20 protein-coding genes are annotated in these 23,369 nt (G+C 71.4%); 9 read left to right on the forward strand and 11 right to left on the reverse strand.

The window, feature by feature from the left end:
* Positions 1-40 precede the first annotated feature (40 nt).
* The 5 genes from ACZ6WH_RS14455 to ACZ6WH_RS14475 form a co-directional block, all read right to left on the reverse strand.
* On the reverse strand, positions 41-682 hold the full coding sequence (locus ACZ6WH_RS14455; protein ID WP_469728458.1) for a Crp/Fnr family transcriptional regulator: 642 nt from the start codon (positions 680-682) through the stop codon (positions 41-43).
* Positions 683-810: 128 nt separating this feature from the next.
* Positions 811-1,959, reverse strand: coding sequence for an XdhC family protein (locus ACZ6WH_RS14460; RefSeq protein ID WP_469728460.1), 1,149 nt, complete (start codon positions 1,957-1,959; stop codon positions 811-813).
* A 90-nt stretch (positions 1,960-2,049) separates the two neighbouring features.
* Complete coding sequence (locus tag ACZ6WH_RS14465; RefSeq protein WP_469728462.1) at positions 2,050-4,185, reverse strand: xanthine dehydrogenase family protein molybdopterin-binding subunit; 2,136 nt, start codon at positions 4,183-4,185, stop codon at positions 2,050-2,052.
* Entirely contained in the window at positions 4,182-5,174 is a 993-nt protein-coding gene (locus ACZ6WH_RS14470) for an FAD binding domain-containing protein (protein ID WP_469728464.1), read from the reverse strand. Before ACZ6WH_RS14470 ends, ACZ6WH_RS14465 begins: the two co-directional genes overlap by 4 nt.
* Entirely contained in the window at positions 5,171-5,743 is a 573-nt protein-coding gene (locus ACZ6WH_RS14475; protein ID WP_432861437.1) for a (2Fe-2S)-binding protein, read from the reverse strand. The genes ACZ6WH_RS14470 and ACZ6WH_RS14475 overlap by 4 nt, the downstream gene beginning before the upstream one ends.
* A gap of 580 nt (positions 5,744-6,323) precedes the next feature.
* Here ACZ6WH_RS14475 and ACZ6WH_RS14480 point away from each other — a divergent pair.
* Complete coding sequence (locus tag ACZ6WH_RS14480) at positions 6,324-6,887, forward strand: TetR/AcrR family transcriptional regulator (protein ID WP_469728955.1); 564 nt, start codon at positions 6,324-6,326, stop codon at positions 6,885-6,887.
* Between the two features lie 79 nt (positions 6,888-6,966).
* Here the strand turns inward: ACZ6WH_RS14480 and ACZ6WH_RS14485 are convergent, their stop codons facing one another.
* Both ACZ6WH_RS14485 and ACZ6WH_RS14490 read right to left on the reverse strand, forming a co-directional pair.
* Positions 6,967-7,404 carry a hypothetical protein gene (locus tag ACZ6WH_RS14485; RefSeq protein ID WP_469728467.1) on the reverse strand — a complete coding sequence of 146 codons (438 nt, stop codon included), beginning with the start codon at positions 7,402-7,404 and terminating at the stop codon, positions 6,967-6,969.
* A 119-nt stretch (positions 7,405-7,523) separates the two neighbouring features.
* Positions 7,524-8,393 carry a LysR family substrate-binding domain-containing protein gene (locus ACZ6WH_RS14490; protein WP_469728469.1) on the reverse strand — a complete coding sequence of 290 codons (870 nt, stop codon included), beginning with the start codon at positions 8,391-8,393 and terminating at the stop codon, positions 7,524-7,526.
* Between the two features lie 58 nt (positions 8,394-8,451).
* Between ACZ6WH_RS14490 and ACZ6WH_RS14495 the strand changes: the two genes are divergently transcribed.
* From ACZ6WH_RS14495 to ACZ6WH_RS14505, 3 genes are all read left to right on the forward strand, one after another.
* Positions 8,452-8,847: a DUF5997 family protein gene (locus ACZ6WH_RS14495; RefSeq protein ID WP_469728471.1), complete on the forward strand. Its 396-nt coding sequence runs from the start codon at positions 8,452-8,454 to the stop codon at positions 8,845-8,847.
* Positions 8,848-9,238: 391 nt separating this feature from the next.
* Positions 9,239-9,448 carry a hypothetical protein gene (locus ACZ6WH_RS14500; protein ID WP_469728473.1) on the forward strand — a complete coding sequence of 70 codons (210 nt, stop codon included), beginning with the start codon at positions 9,239-9,241 and terminating at the stop codon, positions 9,446-9,448.
* A gap of 134 nt (positions 9,449-9,582) precedes the next feature.
* On the forward strand, positions 9,583-10,503 hold the full coding sequence (locus ACZ6WH_RS14505; RefSeq protein ID WP_469728475.1) for an ornithine cyclodeaminase family protein: 921 nt from the start codon (positions 9,583-9,585) through the stop codon (positions 10,501-10,503).
* 96 nt (positions 10,504-10,599) lie between these two features.
* On the opposite strand, the gene ACZ6WH_RS14510 is transcribed toward ACZ6WH_RS14505, so the two are convergent.
* The 3 genes from ACZ6WH_RS14510 to ACZ6WH_RS14520 all read right to left on the reverse strand — a co-directional run bounded on the left by ACZ6WH_RS14510 (position 10,600) and on the right by ACZ6WH_RS14520 (position 15,803).
* Positions 10,600-12,987, reverse strand: a complete 2,388-nt coding sequence (locus ACZ6WH_RS14510) for an ATP-binding cassette domain-containing protein (protein ID WP_469728477.1) — start codon at positions 12,985-12,987, stop codon at positions 10,600-10,602.
* Between the two features lie 192 nt (positions 12,988-13,179).
* Positions 13,180-14,613: an MFS transporter gene (locus tag ACZ6WH_RS14515; RefSeq protein ID WP_469728479.1), complete on the reverse strand. Its 1,434-nt coding sequence runs from the start codon at positions 14,611-14,613 to the stop codon at positions 13,180-13,182.
* A gap of 275 nt (positions 14,614-14,888) precedes the next feature.
* On the reverse strand, positions 14,889-15,803 hold the full coding sequence (locus ACZ6WH_RS14520; RefSeq protein WP_469728481.1) for a LysR family transcriptional regulator: 915 nt from the start codon (positions 15,801-15,803) through the stop codon (positions 14,889-14,891).
* Between the two features lie 304 nt (positions 15,804-16,107).
* Between ACZ6WH_RS14520 and ACZ6WH_RS14525 the strand changes: the two genes are divergently transcribed.
* Together ACZ6WH_RS14525 and ACZ6WH_RS14530 are read left to right on the forward strand one after the other, a co-directional pair.
* Positions 16,108-18,471: an arylsulfatase gene (locus tag ACZ6WH_RS14525; protein WP_469728483.1), complete on the forward strand. Its 2,364-nt coding sequence runs from the start codon at positions 16,108-16,110 to the stop codon at positions 18,469-18,471.
* Positions 18,472-18,554: 83 nt separating this feature from the next.
* On the forward strand, positions 18,555-19,358 hold the full coding sequence (locus ACZ6WH_RS14530; protein WP_469728957.1) for a formylglycine-generating enzyme family protein: 804 nt from the start codon (positions 18,555-18,557) through the stop codon (positions 19,356-19,358).
* Between the two features lie 67 nt (positions 19,359-19,425).
* Here ACZ6WH_RS14530 and ACZ6WH_RS14535 read toward each other — a convergent pair whose 3' ends face one another.
* Complete coding sequence (locus ACZ6WH_RS14535; protein ID WP_469728485.1) at positions 19,426-19,911, reverse strand: DedA family protein; 486 nt, start codon at positions 19,909-19,911, stop codon at positions 19,426-19,428.
* Between the two features lie 309 nt (positions 19,912-20,220).
* Here ACZ6WH_RS14535 and ACZ6WH_RS14540 point away from each other — a divergent pair, with 309 nt between their 5' ends.
* From ACZ6WH_RS14540 to ACZ6WH_RS14550, 3 genes are read left to right on the forward strand one after another with little or no spacing between them, the layout of a single operon-like run.
* The gene (locus ACZ6WH_RS14540) at positions 20,221-21,516 is read left to right on the forward strand and encodes an ABC transporter substrate-binding protein (RefSeq protein WP_469728487.1); all 1,296 of its coding nucleotides are present in this window, start codon (positions 20,221-20,223) and stop codon (positions 21,514-21,516) included.
* Positions 21,516-22,505, forward strand: coding sequence for a carbohydrate ABC transporter permease (locus ACZ6WH_RS14545; protein WP_469728489.1), 990 nt, complete (start codon positions 21,516-21,518; stop codon positions 22,503-22,505). The genes ACZ6WH_RS14540 and ACZ6WH_RS14545 overlap by 1 nt, the downstream gene beginning before the upstream one ends.
* Positions 22,498-23,367, forward strand: a complete 870-nt coding sequence (locus ACZ6WH_RS14550; protein ID WP_469728491.1) for a carbohydrate ABC transporter permease — start codon at positions 22,498-22,500, stop codon at positions 23,365-23,367. Before ACZ6WH_RS14545 ends, ACZ6WH_RS14550 begins: the two co-directional genes overlap by 8 nt.
* Positions 23,368-23,369 lie beyond the last annotated feature (2 nt).

Here is a 23,369-nt window from a genome sequence, read left to right on the forward strand (position 1 = left end):
GCACTCCGAGGGTGACCGTCCTCACTCGTCACCGTGTGCGTCAGTCGACGGCGGCCCAATGCCGCAGTGCGCGCATGTCCTTGATGGTGATCACCCGGCGTGCGGTCTCCACCGCTCCGCTCTCACGCAATTGCTGCAGCCCGGCGCCGACCGAGTTGCGCGTCACTCCGATCGCCTGAGCGATCTCCTCCTGGGTGAGACCGGTCAGACGTACCGGCGCACCGGTACCCTGCGCGCCAATGAGTTCGGCCAACCGGAGGAGCGAGCGGGCCAGGCGTACGATCACCGGAGCGTTCTGCAGCTCTGCCCTGCGGGCGTCGGATTCGCGCAGCCGGGACAGTGTCTGACGCATCAGATCCATCACCAGCCCGTGCTGCTCGACGAATCTGCGGAACCGAGCGGCTTCCAGCACGACGGCCGTGCACGAGCTGAGCGCCACGACATCCGCCGTCCTCGTCGTGCCGTTGAAAACGGACACCTCACCGAGAAGGTCACCCGGGCCGCGGAAGGCCAGCCAGGTCGTCGCCCCGTCGGATTCCCGGCAGACGACCTTCGCCAGGCCGTCGGTGAGGGCGAGGAGATGCGTTCCCGGAGCACCCTGCCGGAGCATCACGCTGCGCGCCCGGAACCTCCGTAACGTCCCTTGACCCTGCAGTTCCTGCCACGTCTCTTCCGTCAGCACTCGTTGTCCTCCTGGTGCGCTTGCTCGACCGGTCCGACCACAGGATTTGTACGGCACCAGTTGCCTGCACACCAGGGAGCACTGCTGCGAGCAGTGAAGCGTGTGCCCGCGAGTGGCGGGCACACGGGTCACGCCACCGCCACCCCCGTGCCCCCCTCGCCCGACGGCGACCGGTGGATCGGCACCCCCGCCCCCGTCAGCGGGACCCCCGTCCCCCCGTGCCGCGTGGCGATGATTTCTGCGGCTATGGAGAGGGCGGTTTCTTCGGGGGTGCGGGCGCCCAGGTCGAGGCCTATGGGGGAGTGGAGGCGGGCCAGTTGGGGGGCGGTGACGCCGGCTTCGCGGAGGCGGTGGTTGCGGTCCTCGTGGGTGCGGCGGGAGCCCATCGCGCCGATGAAGGCGGCGGGCATGGTGAGGGCCTCCGCGAGGAGGGGGACGTCGAACTTGGCGTCGTGGGTGAGGACGCAGAGGACCGTACGGTCGTCGGTTCCGGTGCGGCGGAGATAGCGGTGCGGCCAGTCGACCACGACGTCGTCGGCTTCGGGGAAGCGGGCGCGGGTGGCGAAGACGGGGCGGGCGTCGCACACGGTCACGTGGTAGCCGAGGAACTTGCCCGCGCGGACGAGGGCCGCGGCGAAGTCGATGGCGCCGAAGACGATCATTCGGGCGGGGGGCACGCTGGATTCGGCGAAGAGGGTGAGGTCAGTGTCGCAGTGGGTGCCGTCCGCTGCGGCGGTGAAGGCGTCGGTGCGGCCGGTGGCCAGCATGGCTCGGGCGTCGGCGGCCGCCACTGCGTCCAGTTCCGGAGGTCCGCCGAGGCTGCCCTCGTACGAGCCGTCGGCGTGTACGAGGAGTGCTGTGCCGAGCAGGTCGGCGGGGCCCTCGGCCACCCGGACCAGCGCGGCTGTCCCGCCGCGTGCCGCGGCCGACAGTGCCGCCGCGAGGACCGGCCTGGCCGGGGCGTCCGTACGTACCGGCGTGACCAGTACCTCGATGACTCCCCCGCAGGTCAGGCCGACGGCGAAGGCGTCCTCGTCGCTGTAGCCGAAGCGTTCGCGCACCGTCGTGCCGTCCTGGAGGGCCTGGGCGCACAGGTCGTACACCGCGCCCTCCACGCAGCCACCGGAGACCGAGCCGATGACCGTGCCCTCGCTGTCGACGGCGAGGGCGGCACCGGGGCTGCGCGGTGCGCTGCCGCCGACGGCCACCACGGTGGCGACGGCGAAGTCCCGGCCCTGCTCGACCCATCGGTGCAGTTCAGCGGCGATGTCCAGCATGTGGGTGTCCTCCTCCTGCTGCTGCCTGGGTGGGGGGCGGTGGGGAGGGGCGGGCCGGCCTCGGCCCGCCCCTCCCGTCGGCAGCGCGGCTCAGACCGCAGCGCCCGCCGCCGCTGCCCCCGTACCCGCCACGATCACCCGGTCCGGGCGGATCGGGAGGTGGCGGTGGCGTACGCCGGTCGCGTGCCAGACCGCGTTGGCGATGGCCGCCGCGGCGCCCACGATGCCGATCTCGCCGACGCCCTTGATGCCGACCGGGTCGTCCGGGTCCGCGTCCTCGACCCAGTCCGCCTCGATGACCGGTACGTCGGCGTTGGCGGCGAAGTGGTAGCCCGCGAGGTCGGGGCTGACATGACCGCCCGTGGCCGCGTCGCGCACCGCTTCCTCGTGCAGCGCCATGGACAGGCCCCAGATCATGCCGCCGACCAACTGGCTGCGGGCGGTCAGCGGGTTGACGATGCGGCCCGCGGCGAAGATGCCGAGCATCCGCCGTACGCGCACCTCGCCGGTGGTGACGTCCACCGCGGCCTCGGCGAACTGCGCGCCGAAGGAGTGCCGCTCCTTCTTCGCCAGCGCGCCGACGGCCTCGGTGGTGTCGGACCGTACCGTGATGCCCTCGGGCGGGACGGTGCCGCCCAGGGACAGCCGTTCGCGCAGCTCACCGGCGGCGGCGATGACGGCCCAGCCCCAGGTGCGGGTGCCCATGGAGCCGCCGGCGATGCCCGCAGGGCCGAAGTCGCTGTCCGCGATCCGTACCCGGACCCGGTCCGGCTTCGTCTCCAGCGCGTCCGCGGCGATCTGGGTGATCGCGGTCCGCGCACCGGTGCCGATGTCCGCCGCGTTGATGCGTACGGTGAAGGTGCCGTCCGCCTCGGCCGTCACGGACGCCGTCGACGGCAGGGCGTTGGACGGGAACGCGGCCGCCGCCATGCCCGTACCGAGCAGCCAGCGCCCGTCGCGCCGCACGCCGGGCCGCGGGTCGCGGTCCGCCCAGCCGAACCTGCGGGCGCCCTCCTCGAAGCAGGAGAGCACGTTGCGGCTGCTGAACGGCAGCCCGGAGAGGGGCCCGGCGTCCGGTTCGTTGCGGACGCGGAGCGCGATCGGGTCGATGCCGGACTGCTCGGCGAGTTCGTCGAGCGCGCACTCCATCGCGAACGAGCCCGGTGCCTCGCCCGGCGCGCGCATGAACGTCGGCGTCGGCACGTCGAGCCGTACGACGCGGTTGACGGTGTGGTGTGCGTCCGCGTCGTACATCACCCGCCCCACCGTGGCGCTCGGCTCGACGAACTCGTGCACGGTCGAGGTGAGGTTCTGGGATTCGTGCGCGAAGGCGCGCAGCCGCCCGTCGGTGTCCGCGCCGAGCCGGACCCGCTGTGCCGTGGGGCTGCGGTAGCCGGTGAGCGAGAACATCTGACGGCGCGTCAGTACCACGCGTACGGGACGGTGGATGGCGGTGGTGGCCATCACCGCGCACACCTGGTGGACCCGGACGCCCTTGGACCCGAAGCCGCCGCCGACGTGCTCGGAGCGCACGCGTACCGAGGCCGGGTCGAGGGAGAAGAGGTTGGCGAGCTCGCCCGCCACCCACATGGTGCTCTGGTTGGAGTCGACGACTTCGAGCCGGCCGTCCTCCCACCGGGCCGTCGCCGCGTGCGGCTCCAGCATGGTGTGGTGCTCTTCCGGCGTGGTGTACTCCGCGTCCACGACGAACTCCGACGCGGCCAGCTCGGCCTCGACGTCGCCCTTCTCCTCGGCGGAGCCGTCCGGCGTGTACGTACCGGGCCGCCCGGCGGCGAACACCACGTCGTGCGGTTCCTCGTCGTACCGGACCACCAGCGCCTCGGCGGCCTCCCTGGCCTGCTCGGACGTCTCGGCGACGACCAGCGCCACCGGCCATCCCATGTGCGGCACCCGGTCGTTCTGGAAGACCGCGATGGTGGGGTCGGGCTTGCCGAGCAGGCCCACGTAGTCGGTGTCGACGCGGGGTGCGTTGCCGTGGTGCAGGACCTTGAGCACGCCCGGCATGGCCAGTACGGGGTCCACCTCGACGGCGGCGATGCGGCCGCGGGCGACGGTGGACAGCACCAGCCAGCCGTGCGCCATTTCGGCGAAGGGGATCTCGCCCGCGTAGCGGGCCGCTCCGGTGACCTTGGCCAGGCCCTCCACGCGGGTGTGCGCGGTGCCGACGGCACCCGTCACCGCGGGTGTTCCGGTCGCAGTGGTCATCGGGTGGCCTCCTCGGTGAGCTCGGTCAGGACGGACACGACGAGGTTGCGCATGAGCGTCACCTTGTACGCGTTGTCGGCCAGCGGCTCGGCGGCCGCCAGCTCGGCGTCCGCCGCGGCGGCGAACGCCTCGGCGGTCGCGGGGCCGCCGCAGAGCGCCGCCTCGGCCTCGCGCGCCCGCCAGGGGCGGGACGCCACCGCGCCGAAGGCGAGCCGCACTTCGTGCACGCGGCCCTCCCGCACGTCGAGCGCGGCGGCAAGGGAGCCGATCGCGAAGGCGTACGAGGCCCGCTCGCGCACCTTGCGGTACCGCGAGAGGGCGGCGACCGGGGCCGGCGGGATCGTGACGCCGGTGATCAGCGCGCCGGACGGCAGTGCGGTCTCCAGGTGCGGCGTGTCCCCCACCGGGAGGTAGAACTCCGCGAGCGGCAGCTCCCCCGGTCCGTCGGCGGTTTCGTACGAGACGACCGCGTCGAAGGCGCTGAGCGCCACCCCCATGTCGGAGGGATGGGTGGCCACGCAGTGCTCACTGGCGCCGAGGATCGCGTGGTTGTGGTGCTCCCCCGCGACGGCGGGGCAGCCACTGCCCGGGTTCCGCTTGTTGCAGGGCTTGGACACGTCGGCGAAGTAGCCGCAGCGGGTGCGCTGGAGGAGGTTCCCGCCGACGGTCGCCATGTTGCGCAGCTGACCGGAGGCCCCGGCGAGCACGGCCTGCGCGAGCGCCGGGTACCGGCGCCGCACTTCGGGGTGGGCCGCGAGGTCGCTGTTGGTGACGGTGGCGCCGATCCGGAGCCCGCCCTCATCCGTCAACTCAATTTCATTCAGGGGCAGTTCACGTACGTCGACCAGACCGGCCGGCCGCTCCACGCCGGTCTTCATCAGGTCGACGAGGTTGGTGCCGCCGCCGAGATAACGCGCTTCGGGCTCGGCGCCGAGCAGCGCGACCGCGCCGGAGACGTCGAAGGCCCGCTGGTAACCGAACTCCCTCATACCGCAGCCTCCGTACCGGTCCGGGCGCCGTCGGCCGCCGCATCGGCCTCGGCCGCCCGCGCGACCGCCTTGACAATGGACACGTACGCACCGCAGCGGCACAGGTTGCCGCTCATCCGCTCCCGGATCTCGTCGGCCGTGAGGGGCGGCGGTCCCGCTTCGGGCCGCACGTCGTCGGTCGCGGCGCTGGGCCAGCCCGCCGCGTGCTCCTGGATCACGCCGAGCGCGGAACAGATCTGGCCCGGGGTGCAGTAGCCGCACTGGTAACCGTCGAGGTCGAGGAACGCCTGCTGCACCGGGTGCAGCTCGTCCCCGTCGGCCACGCCCTCGATGGTGGTGATCTCACGCCCCTCGGCGGCCACCGCGAGCTGCAGGCAGGAGACGGCCCGACGGCCGTCGAGCAGGACCGTACAGGCGCCGCACTGGCCCTGGTCACAGCCCTTCTTGGTGCCTGTCAGGTCGAGCCGCTCACGCAGTGCGTCGAGCAGGGTGGTGCGGTGATCGACGGGCAGCGTGTGCTTCTCTCCGTTGATGTTCAAGGTGATGGCGCTGGACGTCGATGGGGGCATGTGCAGCCTTCTTTCGCATAGGGATACGTGCGCATTTCGCATAGGGATACGTGCGCATAGGGATACGTGTCCGTGCGGGCCGGGCAGGGGTACACGGCAAGCGCCGGGGAAGGTGAGTGGTGGGGGCGTGGGGGTGGCTGGCGACGATCAGGCAATCCCTCGAACGACGGTGGCGACGGTCCGGAAAGGTGGATGGCGGGTGACGGAGCTGCCCCGGCCCAGGCGCCGACGGCATGCGCGGCGCGCGAGGAACTGGTCGCGGCGGCCGCCGGCCGTCCCCCTCCGACCGCATCTGCCGCTATGGTGACCTAAGCGGACAGCTGTCCGTTAGCGTTGAACTTAGCGGACAGCTGTCCGCTTAGCAAGGCCGTTCCGGGGCAATTCCCAGCAGCCGACGGCGAATCCGGAAGGAGGGCGAGTGCAGCAGAAGGAGGGCGCGGCGGCGAAAACGCCGAAGGCCGCGGCGGCGGGAGCGCAGCAGGACACGGGGACGGCAGCGTGCGGAGCCGCGGGCGCGGAACCGGCGGAACCGGCGGAACCACGCGAAGAGCCGGGTACGGAAGCACGGCAGGACGCGCCGCTGCGCTCGGACGCCCAGCGGAACCGCGAGCGCATCCTCGAAGTGGCCCTCGTGGAGCTGACGCACTCGGCGGACGCCCCGCTGAGCGCGATCGCCAAGAAGGCGGGCGTCGGCCAGGGCACCTTCTACCGCAACTTCCCCAACCGCGAGGCCCTCGTCCTGGAGGTCTACCGCTACGAGGTGCAGCAGGTCGCCGACACCGCAGCCCAGCTGCTGGCCACCCGCGCGCCCGACCGGGCCCTGCGGGAGTGGATGGACCGCCTCGCCCAGTACGCGATGGCCAAGGCCGGCCTCGCCGACGCGATGCGCAGGGCCACCTGCTCGCGTGGCAGCCTGGCGGGACTGGGCCACGCCCCGCTGACCTCGGCCATCACCCTCCTCCTGACGGCCAACGAGGAAGCCGGCACCATCCGCCCGGGCATCACCCCCGACGACTTCCTCCTCGCCATCGCCGGCCTCTGGCAGATCGACCCGCACACCGACTGGCACTCCCGCGCCGCCCGCCTCCTGGACCTCATCATGTCCGGCCTCCGCGCGGGGGCGCCGGGGACGGGCGGCGAGTAGAGCCGGGCGATCGTGCCGGGGCACGGGCCCGCGCCGACCGACCGGGCGACGACGGGCAGCCAGCCGACCGGAACGGCTCCTACGCAGGCCTGAGTTCGTCCTGATCCTTCGTCGTGGTCACCTGTTCACCGTTCACGACGTACCGGACCACGCCGGACCAGCGGCGGTCGGGGCCCTGGCGCCACTGGGTCAGCAGGCCCGGCACCCAGGCGCCGTTCACCCGTACCTGGCAGCGCTTGGCGGTCGGGGAAGGGCGGTAGTCGGGGAAGCATAAGATGCAGGCGCCCTTGCCCTTCTCCAGGGCGACGGCCAGGGCGATGTTCTCGGGTGTGTGGTTCTCCCGGCCGAAGCGGCGGGCCTTGCGCTGGCCGTCCAGCAGCCCTTCGCATGCCGTGGAGCGGTGGAAGACCGATCCTCCGCCGGTGATGAAGACCCGGGCGCTCAGCCCCCGCGGTACCGGTGCGCAGTCCGTGCACTGCCCGACCACGAGTTCATGGACACAACGTTCGTCTGCCATGTACCCATGCTTCCGAGGCACGAGCCGACTCACAATGCTCAAGCCGTCACAGCAGAGACACGGAAAGGGCAGGTGTGGGGTTCCGGGGGGGTGGGTTCCGGGTGTGGGGTTCCGCGCCGCTACGAACGGCGGCGGGGCTTGCTTCCCTTGCCGCCCTGCCTGCTGCCCGGCTTTCCGCCGTGCTTCCCGGACTTGGGGGTGCCGCCCTTGGCACTGCCGCCCTTGGTGTTGCCGGCGGCGCGGCGGGGGGCGCCCTTGCCGGCCGGCTTGCCCGCCGTGGACTTCTGCCGGGCGCCGCCCTTGTCGGAACGCCTGCCCTGCTCCTCCGCCGCACGGCGGCCCCGCGTGCTGTTCACCGTGCGGCCGCGGACGATCCCGATGAAGTCGTCCACCAGGTCGGTCGTCGCGTCCTCCCGCCAGGAGAGCGCGACCTGCGACTCCGGGACGCCCGTGACCGGCCGGTACGTGAGGTCCTTGCGGTGGTGCAGGCGGGCGATCGACTGCGGGACGACCAGCAGGCCGATCCCCGCCGCCACGAGGACGATGGCGTCGGCGGTGGTGTCGGGGCGCTCGATCGCGGGGCGCCCCGGCGGCTGCTCCCAGTCGAGCGTGTCGTCGAGCGGGTGCAGCAGGATCTCGTCGGCGAGGTCCTCGGCGGACACCTCGTCGAACGCCGCCGCGAGGTGGTCTTTCGGGATCACGACCACGGTCGTCTCGGTGTACAGGGGGATCGCGCTGAGATCCGTACGGTCGACCGGGAGCCGCAGGAAACCGGCGTCGGCGCCACCGCCGCGCAGCACGTCGGGCGCCTCGGCGGCGGACACCTGGAGGAGCTCCAGCGGTACGTCGGGCAGCCGCTCGTTCCAGGTACGCGCCCACTTGCCCGGCGTGACGCCCGGCACGTACGCGAGCCGGAACGACGGGGACGCCGCGGGCGGCGCCGAGGGGGCCGAGGTGGGTACCGAGGGAAGATCTTCCGAGCCTGTCACCACGCCAGGCTACCGGTCGTGGTCAGAGGTGGCGCACACGCTCGATACCCTTGTCACCATGACGTCGCACCACCAGAGCACCCAGACCATGAAGCCCGCCACCGCGGCGAAGAAACTGGGTGTGTACCTCGAGGCCACCCCCGCCGAATTCCAGGAGGGTGTCGTCTCGCGCACCGAGCTGAACGCACTCCAGACCGAGCCGCCCGAGTGGCTGCGCGAGCTGCGGCGCAACGGCCCGCACCCCCGACCCGTGGTCGCGTCGAAGCTGGGCGTCTCCATCTCGGGTCTGGCCCGTGGCGGCGTCACCGAGGCCCTCACCACGGAGCAGATCGACGCGCTGAAGGCGGAGAACCCGGAGTGGCTGCAGAAGGAGCGCGCCACCCAGGCCGAGGTCCGCAAGGAAGCCGTCCGGATCAAGGAGAAGAACGCCCAGCGCAACGAGCAGGACAGCTGAGCCACCACCGCCCCACCGCCGGGGCGGGAAGCACCTGAGCGGGCGGACCGGTACATCTGTCCGCCTGCCGGGTCGCGCGGACGTCCGCGTCCGCGCCGTACCGCCGCATCCTCCGGCCTACTGCACGGCGGCCCCTCGCGCCGGTCGGAAGAGGTCGCCCTCCGCCTCTTGACCGGCCGCCCCGCCGCTCGCCCCGGCGATCCGTCCGGGCGACGCACACCAGATGCGGGGCCCTGTGCGTACGCGTTCCGTACGCGCCGCCGGCCCACCCGAGGAATCCGGCCAGGTAAGCGCTTTGTCGCCAACCGTCGGCACGGGAGGGGCCGCGCCGCCCGTCACGAGCTACACCTTCAAGCGAGGGACGCTCTTTCCTGACGGGAGGGCCTGCTGGATGCTGACGATCAGTGTGGCGCTCGTGCTCGCCATCATCCTCGTCCTGCTGTTGTTCCGCCGTGTCCAGGCCAGAAGCCGGTTCGACCAGACGGTGGTCGTGCTGATCGCACTGGTGCTGGGCGTGCTGATCGCCCCGACGGGGCTGGGGCAGGCAATCGTGAACGGCATGGCCCAGATCTCGCAGGGAATCTCCCGCATCGGCCAGTGAGTGCGGGCCGCCCCGCCCCGCCCCGTGCGGATGGGCCGGGGCGGCCACGCGTCGCGTACGCCGGCGGAGGAGTGGGGAGGAGTCACTCCTCCACCGGACCGGTGGAGAGACCTCACGACGATGCGGAGCCCCCCATGCAGACCATCACCGTCGGCCCCTCCCGGATCCGCGAGGCCGTCACCATGCGCGAGGCCATCGACGCGGTGCGCGCCGGCTTCCTCGACCTGGCCGCGGGAGAGTTCGAGATGCCCACCCGCACCGCATTGCGGGACGGGCAGTTCCTGGTGATGTCCGCCCATCACCGTGCCACCGCCTCGGCCATGATCAAGACACTGAGCCTGAACTTCACGCGCACCCCGGCCATCACCGGCACGGTGGTGTGGACGGAGACCGGACGCACCGACAGCCTGGTCGCCGATGCCGGAGCGGTGACCACGCTGCGCACCGGCGCCGCCGTGGGGGTCGCCACCGACCTCCTCGCCCCCGCCGACGCCGGACGCCTGACCCTCATCGGGGCGGGCGCTCAGGCCCCCGACCAGGTCCGCGCCGTCCACACCGTACGGCCGCTGCGCGAACTCACCGTGGTGGCCACCGATCCCCGCCGCGCGGAAAAGCTCGCCGAGTCGATGGCCCCGGAGCTGCCCGGTACGCACATCCGTGCCTCGGCCGACGTGGCGGCCGCGGTGGGCGAGGCCGAGATCGTCTGCTGCGCCACCAACACGACCGACCCGCTCTTCGCCGCGTCGGCCCTGCCCGCCCGGGTCCACGTCAACGCCATCGGTTCGTTCCGCCCCACCATGCGCGAGCTGCCCGACGAGCTGCTCGCGCACAGCACCGTGGTCATCGACGAACTCGACGCCGTCCTCGAAGAGTCCGGGGAGATCCGCCACGCGATCGAGGCGGGCGGTCTCACCCGGGACGACCTCACCGAACTCGGCACGGCGCTGTCAGCGCCCGGAGCACCGCGGGGCGAGCGGACCGTGTTCAAGTCCGTCGGCGTCGCCATGCAGGACTGGGCCATCGCCCGCCTGCTGGCCGACAAGTTCCTGGCCTGACCGCCTCACCGCCTCACCGCCCGACCGCTCGGCCACCGGCCGGTACCGCCGTACGCATCGACGGTGGCGGCCGGCGGCCCCGGCGCGGCGGCCCGGTCAGGCGCCGACGTAGGACGCGAGGTGTCGGCCGGTGAGGGTGGGGCGGCCGGCGACCAGGTCGGCGGGGGTGCCCTCGAAGACGATCCGGCCGCCGTCGTGGCCGGCGCCGGGGCCGAGGTCGATGATCCAGTCGGCGTGCGCCATGACCGCCTGGTGGTGCTCGACGACGATCACCGACTTGCCGGCGTCGACAAGCCCGTCGAGCAGGCCGAGCAGCTGCTCGACGTCGGCGAGGTGGAGGCCGGCGGTCGGCTCGTCGAGGACGTACACACCGCCCTTCTCCCCCATGTGCGTGGCCAGCTTCAGGCGCTGGCGCTCACCGCCGGACAGCGTGGTGAGCGGCTGGCCGAGAGTGAGATAGCCGAGCCCGACGTCGGCGAGCCGCTGGAGGACCTTGTGCGCGGCCGGGGTACGCGCCTCGCCTTCGGCGAAGAACTCCAGGGCCCCCGCCACGGACATCGCGAGCACCTCGGAGATGTCATGGCCGCCGAGGCGGTACTCCAGTACCGAGGCGTCGAACCGCTTGCCCTCGCAGTCCTCGCAGGTGCTGGCGACCCCGGCCATCATCCCGAGGTCGGTGTAGAGGACGCCGGCGCCGTTGCAGGTGGGGCAGGCACCCTCGGAGTTGGCACTGAACAGCGCCGGTTTGACGCCGTTGACCTTGGCGAACGCCTTGCGGATCGGGTCGAGCAGCCCGGTGTACGTCGCCGGATTGCTGCGCCGCGAACCGCGGATCGGGCTCTGGTCGACCGAGACGACCCCGAGGCCGGCGGGGACCGACCCGTGCACGAGCGAGCTCTTGCCGGAGCCTGCGACACCGGTGATCACGGTGAGGACGCCGAGCGGGATGTCCACGTCGACGTCCTGGAGGTTGTTCACCGCGGCGCCGCGGATCTCCAGGACGCCGGTGGGCTCGCGCACCGCGTCCTTGAGCGAGGAGCGGTCGTCGAGGTGGCGCCCCGTGGCGGTGTCGCTGCCGCGCAGCCCGTCGACGGTGCCCTCGAAACAGACGGTGCCGCCGCCGGTACCGGCGCCGGGGCCGAGGTCGACGACATGGTCAGCGATCTCGATGACCTCCGGCTTGTGCTCCACGACGAGCACCGTGTTGCCCTTGTCCCGCAGCCTGCGCAGCAGGTCGTTCATCCGCTGGATGTCGTGCGGGTGCAGGCCCGCGGTCGGCTCGTCGAAGACGTACGTGACGTCGGTGAGCGAGGAGCCGAGGTGGCGGATCATCTTGACGCGCTGCGCCTCACCGCCGGAGAGCGTGCCCGCGGGCCGGTCGAGGGAGAGATAGCCGAGGCCGATCTCGACGAAGGAGTCGAGGGTCTGCTGCAACGCGGTGAGCAGCGGCGCCACCGACCGGTCTTCGATGCCGCGCACCCACTCGGCCAGGTCCCTGATCTCCATCCGGCAGGCGTCGGCGATGGAGAGCTTCTTGATCTTCGAGGAGCGGGCGTGCGCGGCGAGCCGGGTGCCGTCGCAGTCGGGGCAGATGGCGAAGGTGACCGCGCGCTCCACGAATGCCCGGATGTGCGGCTGCATCGCCTCCTTGTCCTTGGAGAGCATCGACTTCTGGATCCGGGGGATCAGCCCCTCGTAGGTCATGTTGATGCCCGCGATCTTCATCCGGGTCGGCTCGCGGTGCAGGAGGTCGTGCAGCTGCCGCTTGGTGAAGGTACGGATCGGCTTGTCCGGGTCGAAGAAGCCCGACTCCGCGTAGAGCCGTGAGTTCCAGCCGCCGCCGGTGAAGCCGGGGATGGTGAACGCGCCCTCGTTGATCGACTTGCTGTCGTCGTACAGCTGGGTCAGGTCGAGGTCGGAGACCGAGCCCCGGCCCTCGCAGCGCGGACACATGCCGCCGACCTTGTTGAAGGTGACCTTCTCCGCCTTCTTGGCGCCGCGCTCCACCTTGATCGCGCCGGACGCCGAGACCGACGGCACGTTGAACGCGAAGGCGCCGGGCGGGCCGACGTACGGCTTGCCGAGGCGGCTGAAGAGGATGCGCAGCATCGCGTTGGCGTCGGTGGCGGTACCGACCGTGGAACGCGGGTCGGCGCCCATCCGCTGCTGGTCCACGATGATCGCGGTCGTCAGCCCGTCGAGCACGTCGACCTCGGGCCGCGCCAGCGTCGGCATGAAGCCCTGTACGAAGGCGCTGTACGTCTCGTTGATCAGCCGCTGCGACTCCGCGGCGACCGTGCCGAACACCAGCGAGCTCTTGCCCGACCCGGAGACGCCGGTGAACACCGTCAGCCGGCGCTTGGGGATCTCGACGCTGACGTCCTTGAGGTTGTTCACCCGCGCACCGTGCACGCGGATCACGTCGTGGCTGTCGGCGGCGTGCGGCGCAGGCGGCTGCGTGTCCGCTCTCGGGGCCTTGCTCATCGTGTCTCCATCTGTGAGGCGGGGCCGCCCGCGCGGCCTCCGTCGGCGTCGCCCGGCTCGGTCCGGCCGGCGTCGAGCAGGTCGCCCGATTCTCCTTCGTCGGCGTCACCGCCGCCCCCGGAACCACCCAACACCACCACGAAAACCGCTGAAGACCACCGAAAGCCACCGACACCGCCGTCCCGCGGCCGATCACCGCACGGGATCGGCCGAAGGACGGTCCTTGCCGGTGCCGGGGCTTGTGCCGGTGCCGGAGTCGGCGGAGTCGGAGGCGGAGGCGGAGGCGGAGGAGTCGGAGGCATCGAGGCTGGCGTCCTCCAACGTGCGTCCGCGTGTCTCCTCGGCCCACGCGAGGCACGCCACGAGCCCGACCACGGTGATGGCCGCGCCCGCGCACATCGTGCCCGACACCCCGAAGTGCTCCAGTGAGGTCGGCACCAGATAGGTCCCGACGGCGGCCCCGATCTTGCTGAGCGCCACCACCAGACCGACCGCCGTGGCCCGGATGGACGTGGGGAACAGCTCGTTGGGGTAGAGCCACTCCAGGATGCCCGGCGCCCCCGCGAAGAAGGCATACGCCGAGAAGCACCCGAGCACCACGACGACCGGCGCGTCCTGCCACAGCCCCAGGACCAGCAGCGGCACCGCCATCAGCGCGAACGACCAGGTGATCATCGGGCGGCGGCCGACCGTCTCCAGCAGGCGCATCGCCGGCACACAGCCCGCCAGGAACAGCAGGCTCACCAGCGCCGAGCCGACCGTGCCCACCGTCACCTCGTCGAAGCCGAAAGCACCGAGCAGCTTCGGGCCGAAGATGTAGATGGCCCACATCGGGATCACCTGGCAGGTGTAGAACAGCGAGACGAACAACAGCCGCCGCAGGTAGATCCCGTGGAAGAGCGCGCGGACGCTGCCGTGCCGGATGCCGGTGGTACGGGCCGCCAGCAGCTGCTCCCGGCCGACGTCCTTGCCCAGTACGGACCGGATCAGTTCGCGCGCCTCGTCGATGCGGCCCCGCTCGATCAGCCACCGCGGCGACTCCGGCGTACCGTGCCGCAGCACCAGGACGATCACGCTGAGCACCGCCGAGCTGGCGAGCATCCAGCGCCAGCCGCCCGCCGGGATGGCGACCGCGATGAGGTAGCCGACCAGGTACGCGGCCAGCGCGCCGAGGTACCAGGCCATGATCACCCAGCCGAGCGCGCGCCCGCGCTGCCGGCGGGGAGACCACTCGGTGAGCAGTGCCGTCGCGATGGGGTAGTCCGCGCCGATGGCGAACCCGATCACGAAGCGGAGGGCGATGATCTGCCACGGTTCGGTGGTGACGACGGACGCCGCCGACGCGCCGAGCAGCACGGCCAGGTCGATCGTGTACATCGCCCGCCGGCCGATGACGTCGGTCAGCGGGCCGATCAGCAGTCCGCCGAAGAACATCCCGACGATGGCGGCGACGCCGATCAGGGCGGCGGTGGAACCGCTCAGCGCCAGGTCCCGGGTCATGTCGGTGAGCGCGACGCCGACGATGCTGAGCAGGTAGCCGTCGAGCAGGGGGCCGCCGCAGCAGGCGATGAGCAGCTTCCGGTGGAAGGCACCGGGCGGCGCCTCTTCGATCGCATCGATCTTCACGGTGTCTCCCGGGTCATGGCGTCGCTTCGACGCGGCCGGTGGCGCCGGGCCGAGTGCGTCCATGCACCACGCCGTGTGATCAGCCGGCTGCCATGGCCGGTAAAGGTCGCATCCGGGCATGGGCCCGTCAACGAGGTGCGGGCGAACCCCCGAGACGCAATGTGAATGTGCGCGGTAGACGCGCTCTATCCCGCCAGTTGGGCCCCTGGGAGCCTCTCGCGCCGACGCCGCGCCTCCCGGCCGCCGGTCCGGCTCCGGTACCGCCGGCCCGGTTGCTATTCCGCCAGTTCCACGAAGGCGCGGGCGGCGGGCGACAGGGGGCCGGAGCGCCAGACCAGCCGGCCGCGCCGCAGCAGCCGCGGGCGCGTGGACAGCATGCGGGCTCCGTGCAGCGTGGCCTCCGCGGCCATCGAGGTGGGCAGCAGACACGCGCCGGTGCCGGCGAGCACGAGCGGCACGATCATCGCGCGGTGCGTGGTCTCCACCACGATCCGAGGTGCGACGCCGACCCGGGCACACACCTCGTCGAGCGTGTCCCGGGTGGCGGTGCCGGGCGGTGTCACGATCAGCTCCCGCTCGGCCAGCTCCCGCAGGCCGATCGTGCTCGCGTGCGGGTGGGGGTCGTGCGGTGGCAGGACGACATGCATCTCCTGCTCCGGCAGCTCGATCCCGGACAGGTCCGACTCGTTCACCGCCCCGTCGGCCGTACCGTCGGCCGTCCCGCTCCCCGACGGCTTCGCCGACGCGTCCACCAGCCCCAGTTCGCACTGCCCGGTGCGCACCGACTGCACGATCTCCGAACCGTGCTCCCCGTCGCTCACCCGCACCCCGACCCTGGGGTACATCGCGTGGAAGCGGCCCAGCAGCCCGGCCAGCGGATCAACCGCCAGGGTCGTCTGCGACACGATGTCCAACCGCCCGCCGTTGAGGCCGAGGATCTCGCGGACCGACGACTTCGCCGTGGCGAAGTCCCGCAGCACCTGGCGCGCCGACCCCACCATTGCCTCACCCGCCGAGGTGAGGGTGACCCCCTGCGGCAGACGGTGGAAGAGGCTGCCGCCCAGCTCGCGTTCGAGCGTCCGTATGGAGTGCGAGAGCGAGGGCTGGGCGACGTGCAGCGCATGCGCGGCAGCGGTGAATCCACCGTGGTCGACGACGGCGATGAAGTACTCCAGCTGACGTCGTTCCATCGTGCCTCCATCGTGGTGGACCGCTGATGATCACTGAGCTGCTTGCCCCGGGGTTGTTGCTACCCCGGAGCCTCCCGCCATGCAGCGGGTACGTCGGTGAAGTGTGCGTGAGCCGTACCGGTCCGGGCACCGCCTCCGTGCGTGAACCACACCGGCCTGCGGCCATAGAAGCTGTCTACCGGCCACATGGATATTTGGTCTGTGCGCGCTATGGGACACCCGTTGACCAGGTACGCGACGTCGCCCGAGGCTGACTGCAGCCATCCCCGGACCGGCGGAGCGGTCGCCCATGGAGGAGGAGCACATGCCCGAGTTCGACGCCGGACGACACGTCCTGCCCCGCCCGGACGCGCGCCGTCCGGTGACCACCGTGCTGGACGTCCACGACCAGGAGACCCCCTTCACGCCCGTCGGCCCGGTGCCTCCCCCGGAGAACGCGCCGAACGTGGTGATCGTGCTGGTCGACGACCTCGGGTTCGGCACCTCCAGCTCGTTCGGCGGGCCGTGCGAGATGCCGGCCGCTGAACGGCTCGCCGAGAACGGCCTGCGCTACACCCGCTTCCATGTGACGGCGTTGTGTTCGCCGACCCGGCAGGCCCTGCTGACCGGCCGCAACCACCACTCGGTCGGGATGGGCGGCACCACCGAGATGGCCACCGCTGCGCCCGGGTACAACGGGTTCCGGCCCCGGAGCGCGGCGACGCTGGCCCAGATCCTCCAGGGCAACGGCTACAGCACGGCGGCCTTCGGCAAGTGGCACCAGACGCCGCCGCGGGAGATCAGCGCGGTCGGGCCGTTCGACCGCTGGCCGACCGGCGAGGGCTTCGACACCTTCTACGGGTTCATGGGCGCCGAGATGAACCACTGGTATCCGCTGCTGTACCAGGGCACCACGCCGGTCGAGCCGGACCGCCGGCCCGAGGACGGCTACCACCTCTCCGAGGACCTCGTCGATCACGCCATCGACTGGGTCCGTACGCAGCGCACCCTCACCCCGGACCGGCCGTTCTTCACCTACCTGGCGCTCGGTGCCGCGCACGCTCCGCTGCACGTCGGCCGCGAGTGGCAGGAGAAGTACCGCGGGCGGTTCGACCACGGCTGGGACCGGCAACGGGACATCACCCTGCAACGCCAGAAGGAACTGGGCGTCGTGCCCGAGGACACGGAACTCGCGCCCTGGGCCGACGGCGTCCCCCACTGGGACGAACTCACCGACAACCAGCGCCGCGTCACCGCCCGCTTCATGGAGACCTTCGCCGGGTTCACCGAGCACGCCGACACGCAGGTCGGCCGGTTCGTCACCGCCCTCGACGAGCTCGGCGAGCTGGACAACACACTGTTCCTCTACATCCTCGGCGACAACGGTGCCTCCGGCGAGGGCGGGATCGAGGGGACGATCGTCGAGCACCGGCTCGGGCACGGCGTGGTCGACGACCCGGACGAGATGGCCGAGCACCTCGACGAGATCGGCGGCCCCCGCAGCTACCCCATCGCCCCGGCCGGCTGGGCGCTCGCGCTGAACACGCCGTACCAGTGGACCAAGCAGGTCGCCTCGCACTTCGGCGGCACCCGCGACGGCATGATCCTGCACTGGCCGCGTGGCGTCCCCGAGCGGGGCGGCCTCCGCCACCAGTTCAGCCACGTCATCGACGTACTTCCGACGATCCTGGACAGCGTGGGCATCCCCGCTCCGTTCAGTGTCGACGGGGTGCCGCAGCAGCCCATCGAGGGGACGAGCATGCGGGAGACGCTCGCCGATCCGGGCGCGCCCGAACGCCACCGCACGCAGTACTTCGAGATGTGCGGCAACCGGGGCATCTACCACGAGGGCTGGATGGCGGTCACCCGGCACGGCATCCCGTGGGAGATGGTGCCCACGCAGGGCCGGCGGTTCGCTGACGACACCTGGGAGCTGTACGACCTCACCCACGACTGGAGCCAGGCGCACGACCTCGCCGCCGAGCATCCCGGCAAACTCCGTGAGCTGCAGGACCTGTTCCTGATCGAGGCGGCGAAGTACCAGGTCTTCCCGCTGGACGACCGGGTCACCGAGCGCGAGAACCCCGCCGTGGCCGGCCGCCTCGACCTGCTCGGCGACCGGACGTCGGTGACGTACCGCGGCGGGATGCGGCGGTTCACCGAGGAGACCACCCCCAACGTCAAGAACCGCTCGCACAGCATCACAGCGGACATCGACGTGCCGGAGGCGGGGGCGGCTCAGGGCGTACTCATCGCGCAGGGCGGCCGGTTCGGCGGCTGGTCCCTGTACGTCACGGACGGCCGGCCCGCCTACGTCTACAACTACTTCGGCATGCACCTGTACACGGTGCGCAGCGGTGATCCGCTGTCCCCTGGGCGGCACGAGGTCCGGGTCGACTTCGACTACGACGGCGGCGGGCTCGGCAAGGGCGGCACGGCGGTACTCACGGTGGACGGGCGGAAGCAGGCGTCCGGCAGGGTCGAGCAGACCATCCCGTACTACTTCTCCTTCGACGAGACGCTGAACGTCGGCGTGGACCTGAGCACACCGGTGACCGACGACTACCCGGTGATCGACAACGAGTTCACCGGCACGGTCCACTCGGTCCGCATCGACCTGGCGGCCGCTGCCGCTCCCTCGGACGCGTTCGACGGCGGACTGCACCGGCGCGTCATGGGGGCCCAGTGAGCTGCTGCACACCGTCCGGCGGCCGGGCACCGGCCCGGCCGCCGGCCCCGCGGTCCGGCTCCCGCCCGGCGTCGGCCGAGGGCATGGTGGCCGTCCCCGCCGGCGACTATCTGATGGGCAGCGAGGACGCTTTCGCCTACCCCGCCGACGGCGAGGGCCCGGTGCGGAACGTGACTGTCGACGCCTTCCGGATCGATGCCTGCGCGGTGTCGAACGCGGACTTCCGGCGGTTCACCGAAGACACCGGATACCGCACCTCGGCCGAGCGCACCGGCTGGTCGTTCGTCTTCGCCGGGCTGCTCCCGGACGACTTCCCGCCGACCCGCGGCGTCGTGCACGCGCCGTGGTGGCGCCAGGTCGAGGGCGCGGACTGGTGTCACCCGGAGGGCCCGCACTCCGGTGTCGACGACCGGGCGGACCACCCCGTCCTCCACGTCGACTGGCACGACGCCCGCGCCTACGCCGCGTGGGCGGGCAAGCGCCTGCCCACCGAGGCGGAGTGGGAACGCGCTGCCCGGGGCGGCCTGCGTGGCAAGGTCTTCCCGTGGGGCGACGAACTCGCACCGGGCGGGCAGCACCGGATGAATGTGTGGCAGGGCGACTTCCCCCGCCACAACACCGCGGCCGACGGCTGGTACGGCACCTGCCCCGTGACCGCCTTCGAACCCAACGGCTTCGGCCTGTACAACACCACGGGCAACGTCTGGGAATGGTGCGCCGACCGCTTCTCGCCCGCGCCGCACCGGCCCGAGCACGTCACGAAGGGCGGCTCGTACCTCTGCCACGAGTCCTACTGCCGCCGCTACCGGGTCGCCGCCCGACAGGCCCTCACCCCGGACTCCACCACCGGAAACGTGGGCTTCCGCTGCGCGAGCGACATGCCCTGACCCGCCGCACCGCACCACCGGGCGACGGTCACCCCGGCAGGTTCTTCAGGGCTCCTCGCCAGGTCTGTCAGGACTCCTCGGCCGCGGCCTCGTGAGGAGCCGGAGCGGCGTTCCTCCGCCGCCGGTACACCACCACGCCGCACACCGCGAGGAGCAGGACGGCGACCGCGGTCACACCCAGTGCCGTCTGCTCGGCGAAGAGCCGTGCCAGCACTTCGAGCGCGCCGAGGCCCACGGTCGCGTAGAGCAGCGCCCAGGCCGCTCCCCCGAGGAACAGTGCGGGGAGGTAGCGCGGCAGGGGCATGCGCATACTGCCGGCGAGGAAGTTGGCGGCGGTCTGGAACCCCACGGCCAGGAACGAGACGGCCACCACCGGCGCGCCCCACCGCTGGATCGCCCGCTCGACGCGCCGGAACTTGCCCGAGGAGATCCGTCCGGCGAACCTGCTGCGCCTGGCGCCGGCGCCGGCGAGCCACCCGACGGCGAACGTTCCGCCGGCCCGCAGCAGCACGATGACGTAGAGACCGGCGGCCGTGAGCGCGACCTTATCCACGGCGCCTCGTCTCCATGTCTCACCCTCTCCGGTCCTGCCGGGCGCGGCCTCCCACCAGAACCACCCGGCACAGCCAGGTTAACCGAACGTCCGTACCCCGGACACACTGCACCTGCGCGGCGGGAGGCGAAGTTCAGGCACCTCCGAATGCGTAAAGATGATTGAAAGAGCCTTGACCGCGTCAACTTTGAGCAAATAGCGTCCGGATCACTCGGCAGGAGGACGGCGTCCCCCACGGACGGCCTCCGCCGGCTTCACGGCCTCTCCCCCGCGGCGGGGCCGACGGCACCGCCCCCAGGAAGGCTCCGCGTGCGTAGACGTTCCCTCCTCTCGGCGGCCGCCGCCTCGACGCTTGCGGCGGTCCCGCTCGCGGCCGGCTGCGGCCCCACCTCGTCGTCCTCGGCCTCCGGCGGCGGCTCCCGGCGCGGCCATCTCACCTACGGCGTCTGGGACGTCTACCAGGTACCCGCCATGCAGCGGGTGGCGCGGGAGTTCGAGCGCACCCGGCCGGGGGTGACCGTCGACGTGCAGCTCACTCCCAACGGGACCTACTGGACCAAACTCCGTACCGCGTGCACCGGCGGCGCCGCTCCGGACGTGTTCTGGATGAACGGCCCCAACTTCGGTATGTACGCGGATGCCGGGCAGCTCCTCCCGCTGGCCACCGACGGCCCCGAGCCGGTGCTGCGGCCCGCCGACTTCCCGCCCGACCTCGTCTCCCTCTACCGCTGGAAGGGCACCCAGTACGGCGCTCCGAAGGACTTCGACACGGTCGCGCTGTGGTTCAACAAGGAGCTCTTCGACCGGGCGAAGGTCGGCTACCCGGACGCCACCTGGACCTGGCAGGACCTGATATCCACCGCGCAGCGGCTCACCGACCGGAAGCGGGGGATCTACGGCGTCGGGGCCCCCGTCCGCGCGCAGGAGAACTACTACAACTCGATACCGCAGGCCGGCGGGTTCGTCATCTCGCGGGACAAGGGGCACTCCGGATACTCCGACGAGCGCACGCTCGAAGGGCTGCAGCTGTGGATCGACCTGATTCACCGCTATCGCGCCTCGCCGACGCTGCAGCAGATGACCGACACCGACCCGACCCAGATGTTCCAGTCCGGGACGCTGGCCATGACCTACGAGGCGTCGTACAACGCGGCGACGTTCCACGCCGACCGCGAGCTGCGGGCCAAGGTGGACGTCGCGCCGATGCCCAGGGGACGGCGGCGTGCCACCGTCCTGCACGGCCTGGCGAATGTCATCTACGCCCGCACCCCGCAGCCCGAGCTGGCCCGGGAGTTCGTCCGGTTCCTCGGCGGGAAGCGCGCCTCGCTGCTCCAGGGCAAGTACGGCACCGCCATCCCGGCACGCAACGGCACCGCCGAACCGTGGGCCGCCGGTATGCCGCACTTCGACCTCCAGGTGCACCTGGACGCGCTCGACTACGCGGTGCCCTTCCCCAGCTCCGCCAACAGCGCCGCCTGGTCGCACAAGGAGCAGATGTGGCTCGCCAAAGCGTGGAGCGGCGACATGCGCCTCAAGGACGCCACCGGCTCCCTGACCACGGCGATGAATCAGCTTCTCGCGCAGGAGAGAAAGGGCCGCTCCTGATGAGCCTCGACGTACGTACGGGACCCGCCGTACCGGGACAGCGCACCCGCCCGGACGCCGTGGGCCGGCGGGACATGCGCCGCCGCGAGCGCCGCTTCCAGCACCGGGACAAGTGGTGGGGCTACGCGCTGATCGCCCCGGCCGGGCTGGGCCTCGCCGTCTTCTACCTGTGGCCCGTCGTGCAGACGGTGTTCTACAGCTTCACCCAGTGGGGCGCCTTCGGCGGGACGACCTGGATCGGCCTGTCCAACTACCGCACCCTCGCGGACGACCCCGAGTTCTGGCAGTCGCTGGCCAACACCGGCATCTACACCGGACTCGTACTCCTGGGGATCCCGCTGTCGATGGTGCTGGCGGTGCTGCTCAACCTCAAGGGGCTGCGCGGCACCGGCGTCTACCGCACGTTCTACTTCCTGCCGGTGGTCACGATGCCCGCCGCGGTCGCGGTGGTGTGGCGCTGGCTCTACAACGGCGACGTCGGCATCCTCAACCACGCACTGTCCGCGCTCGGCATCGACGGCACCTACTGGGTGTCCGACCCGGACACCATCCGCTTCGCGGTGGCCGTCGTCGGCGTGTGGATGACCGTCGGCTACCACATGATCCTGCTGCTCGCCGGCCTCCAGAGCATCCCCGGCGACTACTACGAGGCCGCCGCGCTCGACGGTGCGGGACGCATCCGGCAGTTCTTCTCGGTCACCCTGCCGCTGCTGAGTCCCACGCTGTTCTTCACCACCGTGCTGTCGGTCATCCAGTCCCTGCAGGTATTCGACCTGGTGTATCTGATCATCGGTGCCAACACGCAGAACTCACTGCAGAACCCGGCCTACGGCGAGGGCCAGACCGTGGTGATGCTCTTCTTCCAGAAGGCGTTCTTCGACAACCAGCGCGGCTACGGCGCGGCCATCGTCTGCGTGCTGTTCGTCCTGATCATGGCGCTGACCGCCGTCCAGTTCCGGCTGCAGAAGAGGTGGGTCCACTATGCCTGAGGCGACACGGGGCGTCCGAGGCCCTCTGAAGTCCCGGCGCACGAGCCGGACGGGCGCGCTGTGGCCCGCCCACGTCCTGCTCGCGCTGGGCGCGGTCATCACCGTATTCCCCCTGGTGTGGGAGGTGCTGACCTCCTTCAAGACCTTCGGCGAGTCCGTACGGGTACCGCCGACGATCCTGCCCGCGCAGTGGGACTGGTCGAATTACTCGAAGGTCTTCGAGGCGATCCCGTTCGGGCAGCAGTTCGTGAACACGGTGGTGATGGCGCTGCTGCGGACCGCGGCCCAGCTGCTGCTGTGCGCGATGGCGGCGTACGCCTTCGCCCGTATCCGCTTCCCGGGCCGCGGGGTCATCTTCCTGGGGTTCCTCGCCGTACTGATGGTGCCAGGCCAGCTCTTCCTGCTGCCGCAGTACCAGATCATGCAGAACCTCGGCTGGCTGGACTCGATGCAGGCGCTGGTGGTCCCCGGGATGTTCTCCGCCTTCGGCACCTTCCTGCTGCGGCAGTTCTTCATGGGGCTGCCCGAGGAGCTGGAGGAGGCGGCGCGGCTGGACGGCGCCAACCCGTTCACCGTCTTCTGGCGCATCGCCCTGCCGCTGGCCCGCCCGGGGCTCCTCGCGCTCGGCATCCTCACGTTCCTGTGGTCCTGGAACGACCTGATGTGGCCGCTGATCGTCAACACCGACCCGGCGAAGATGCCACTGTCCGCCGGGCTGGCCTCCCTCCAGGGCGCCCACCTGACCGAGTACCCGGTGCTGATGGCCGGGTCCCTCCTCGCCACGCTCCCGGTGATCGTGGTGTTCGTCGCGATGCAACGCCAGTTCATCCAGGGCATCGCGTTCTCCGGAATGAAGGGCTGAGC

The sequence above is a fragment of the Streptomyces sp. NPDC050806 genome, from assembly GCF_055586425.1.

What these genes read in the sequence shown, in the direction of transcription:
- ACZ6WH_RS14505 (WP_469728475.1), top strand. Translation starts at nt 9,583, where the DNA reads ATGCAGACCATCACCGTCGGCCCCTCCCGGATCCGCGAGGCCGTCACC.
- ACZ6WH_RS14520 (WP_469728481.1), bottom strand. Translation starts at nt 15,803, where the DNA reads ATGGAACGACGTCAGCTGGAGTACTTCATCGCCGTCGTCGACCACGGT.
- ACZ6WH_RS14545 (WP_469728489.1), top strand. Translation starts at nt 21,516, where the DNA reads ATGAGCCTCGACGTACGTACGGGACCCGCCGTACCGGGACAGCGCACC.
- ACZ6WH_RS14525 (WP_469728483.1), top strand. Translation starts at nt 16,108, where the DNA reads ATGCCCGAGTTCGACGCCGGACGACACGTCCTGCCCCGCCCGGACGCG.
- ACZ6WH_RS14550 (WP_469728491.1), top strand. Translation starts at nt 22,498, where the DNA reads ATGCCTGAGGCGACACGGGGCGTCCGAGGCCCTCTGAAGTCCCGGCGC.
- ACZ6WH_RS14495 (WP_469728471.1), top strand. Translation starts at nt 8,452, where the DNA reads ATGACGTCGCACCACCAGAGCACCCAGACCATGAAGCCCGCCACCGCG.
- ACZ6WH_RS14475 (WP_432861437.1), bottom strand. Translation starts at nt 5,743, where the DNA reads ATGCCCCCATCGACGTCCAGCGCCATCACCTTGAACATCAACGGAGAG.
- ACZ6WH_RS14470 (WP_469728464.1), bottom strand. Translation starts at nt 5,174, where the DNA reads ATGAGGGAGTTCGGTTACCAGCGGGCCTTCGACGTCTCCGGCGCGGTC.
- ACZ6WH_RS14510 (WP_469728477.1), bottom strand. Translation starts at nt 12,987, where the DNA reads ATGAGCAAGGCCCCGAGAGCGGACACGCAGCCGCCTGCGCCGCACGCC.
- ACZ6WH_RS14485 (WP_469728467.1), bottom strand. Translation starts at nt 7,404, where the DNA reads ATGGCAGACGAACGTTGTGTCCATGAACTCGTGGTCGGGCAGTGCACG.
- ACZ6WH_RS14460 (WP_469728460.1), bottom strand. Translation starts at nt 1,959, where the DNA reads ATGCTGGACATCGCCGCTGAACTGCACCGATGGGTCGAGCAGGGCCGG.
- ACZ6WH_RS14530 (WP_469728957.1), top strand. Translation starts at nt 18,555, where the DNA reads ATGGTGGCCGTCCCCGCCGGCGACTATCTGATGGGCAGCGAGGACGCT.
- ACZ6WH_RS14465 (WP_469728462.1), bottom strand. Translation starts at nt 4,185, where the DNA reads ATGACCACTGCGACCGGAACACCCGCGGTGACGGGTGCCGTCGGCACC.
- ACZ6WH_RS14500 (WP_469728473.1), top strand. Translation starts at nt 9,239, where the DNA reads ATGCTGACGATCAGTGTGGCGCTCGTGCTCGCCATCATCCTCGTCCTG.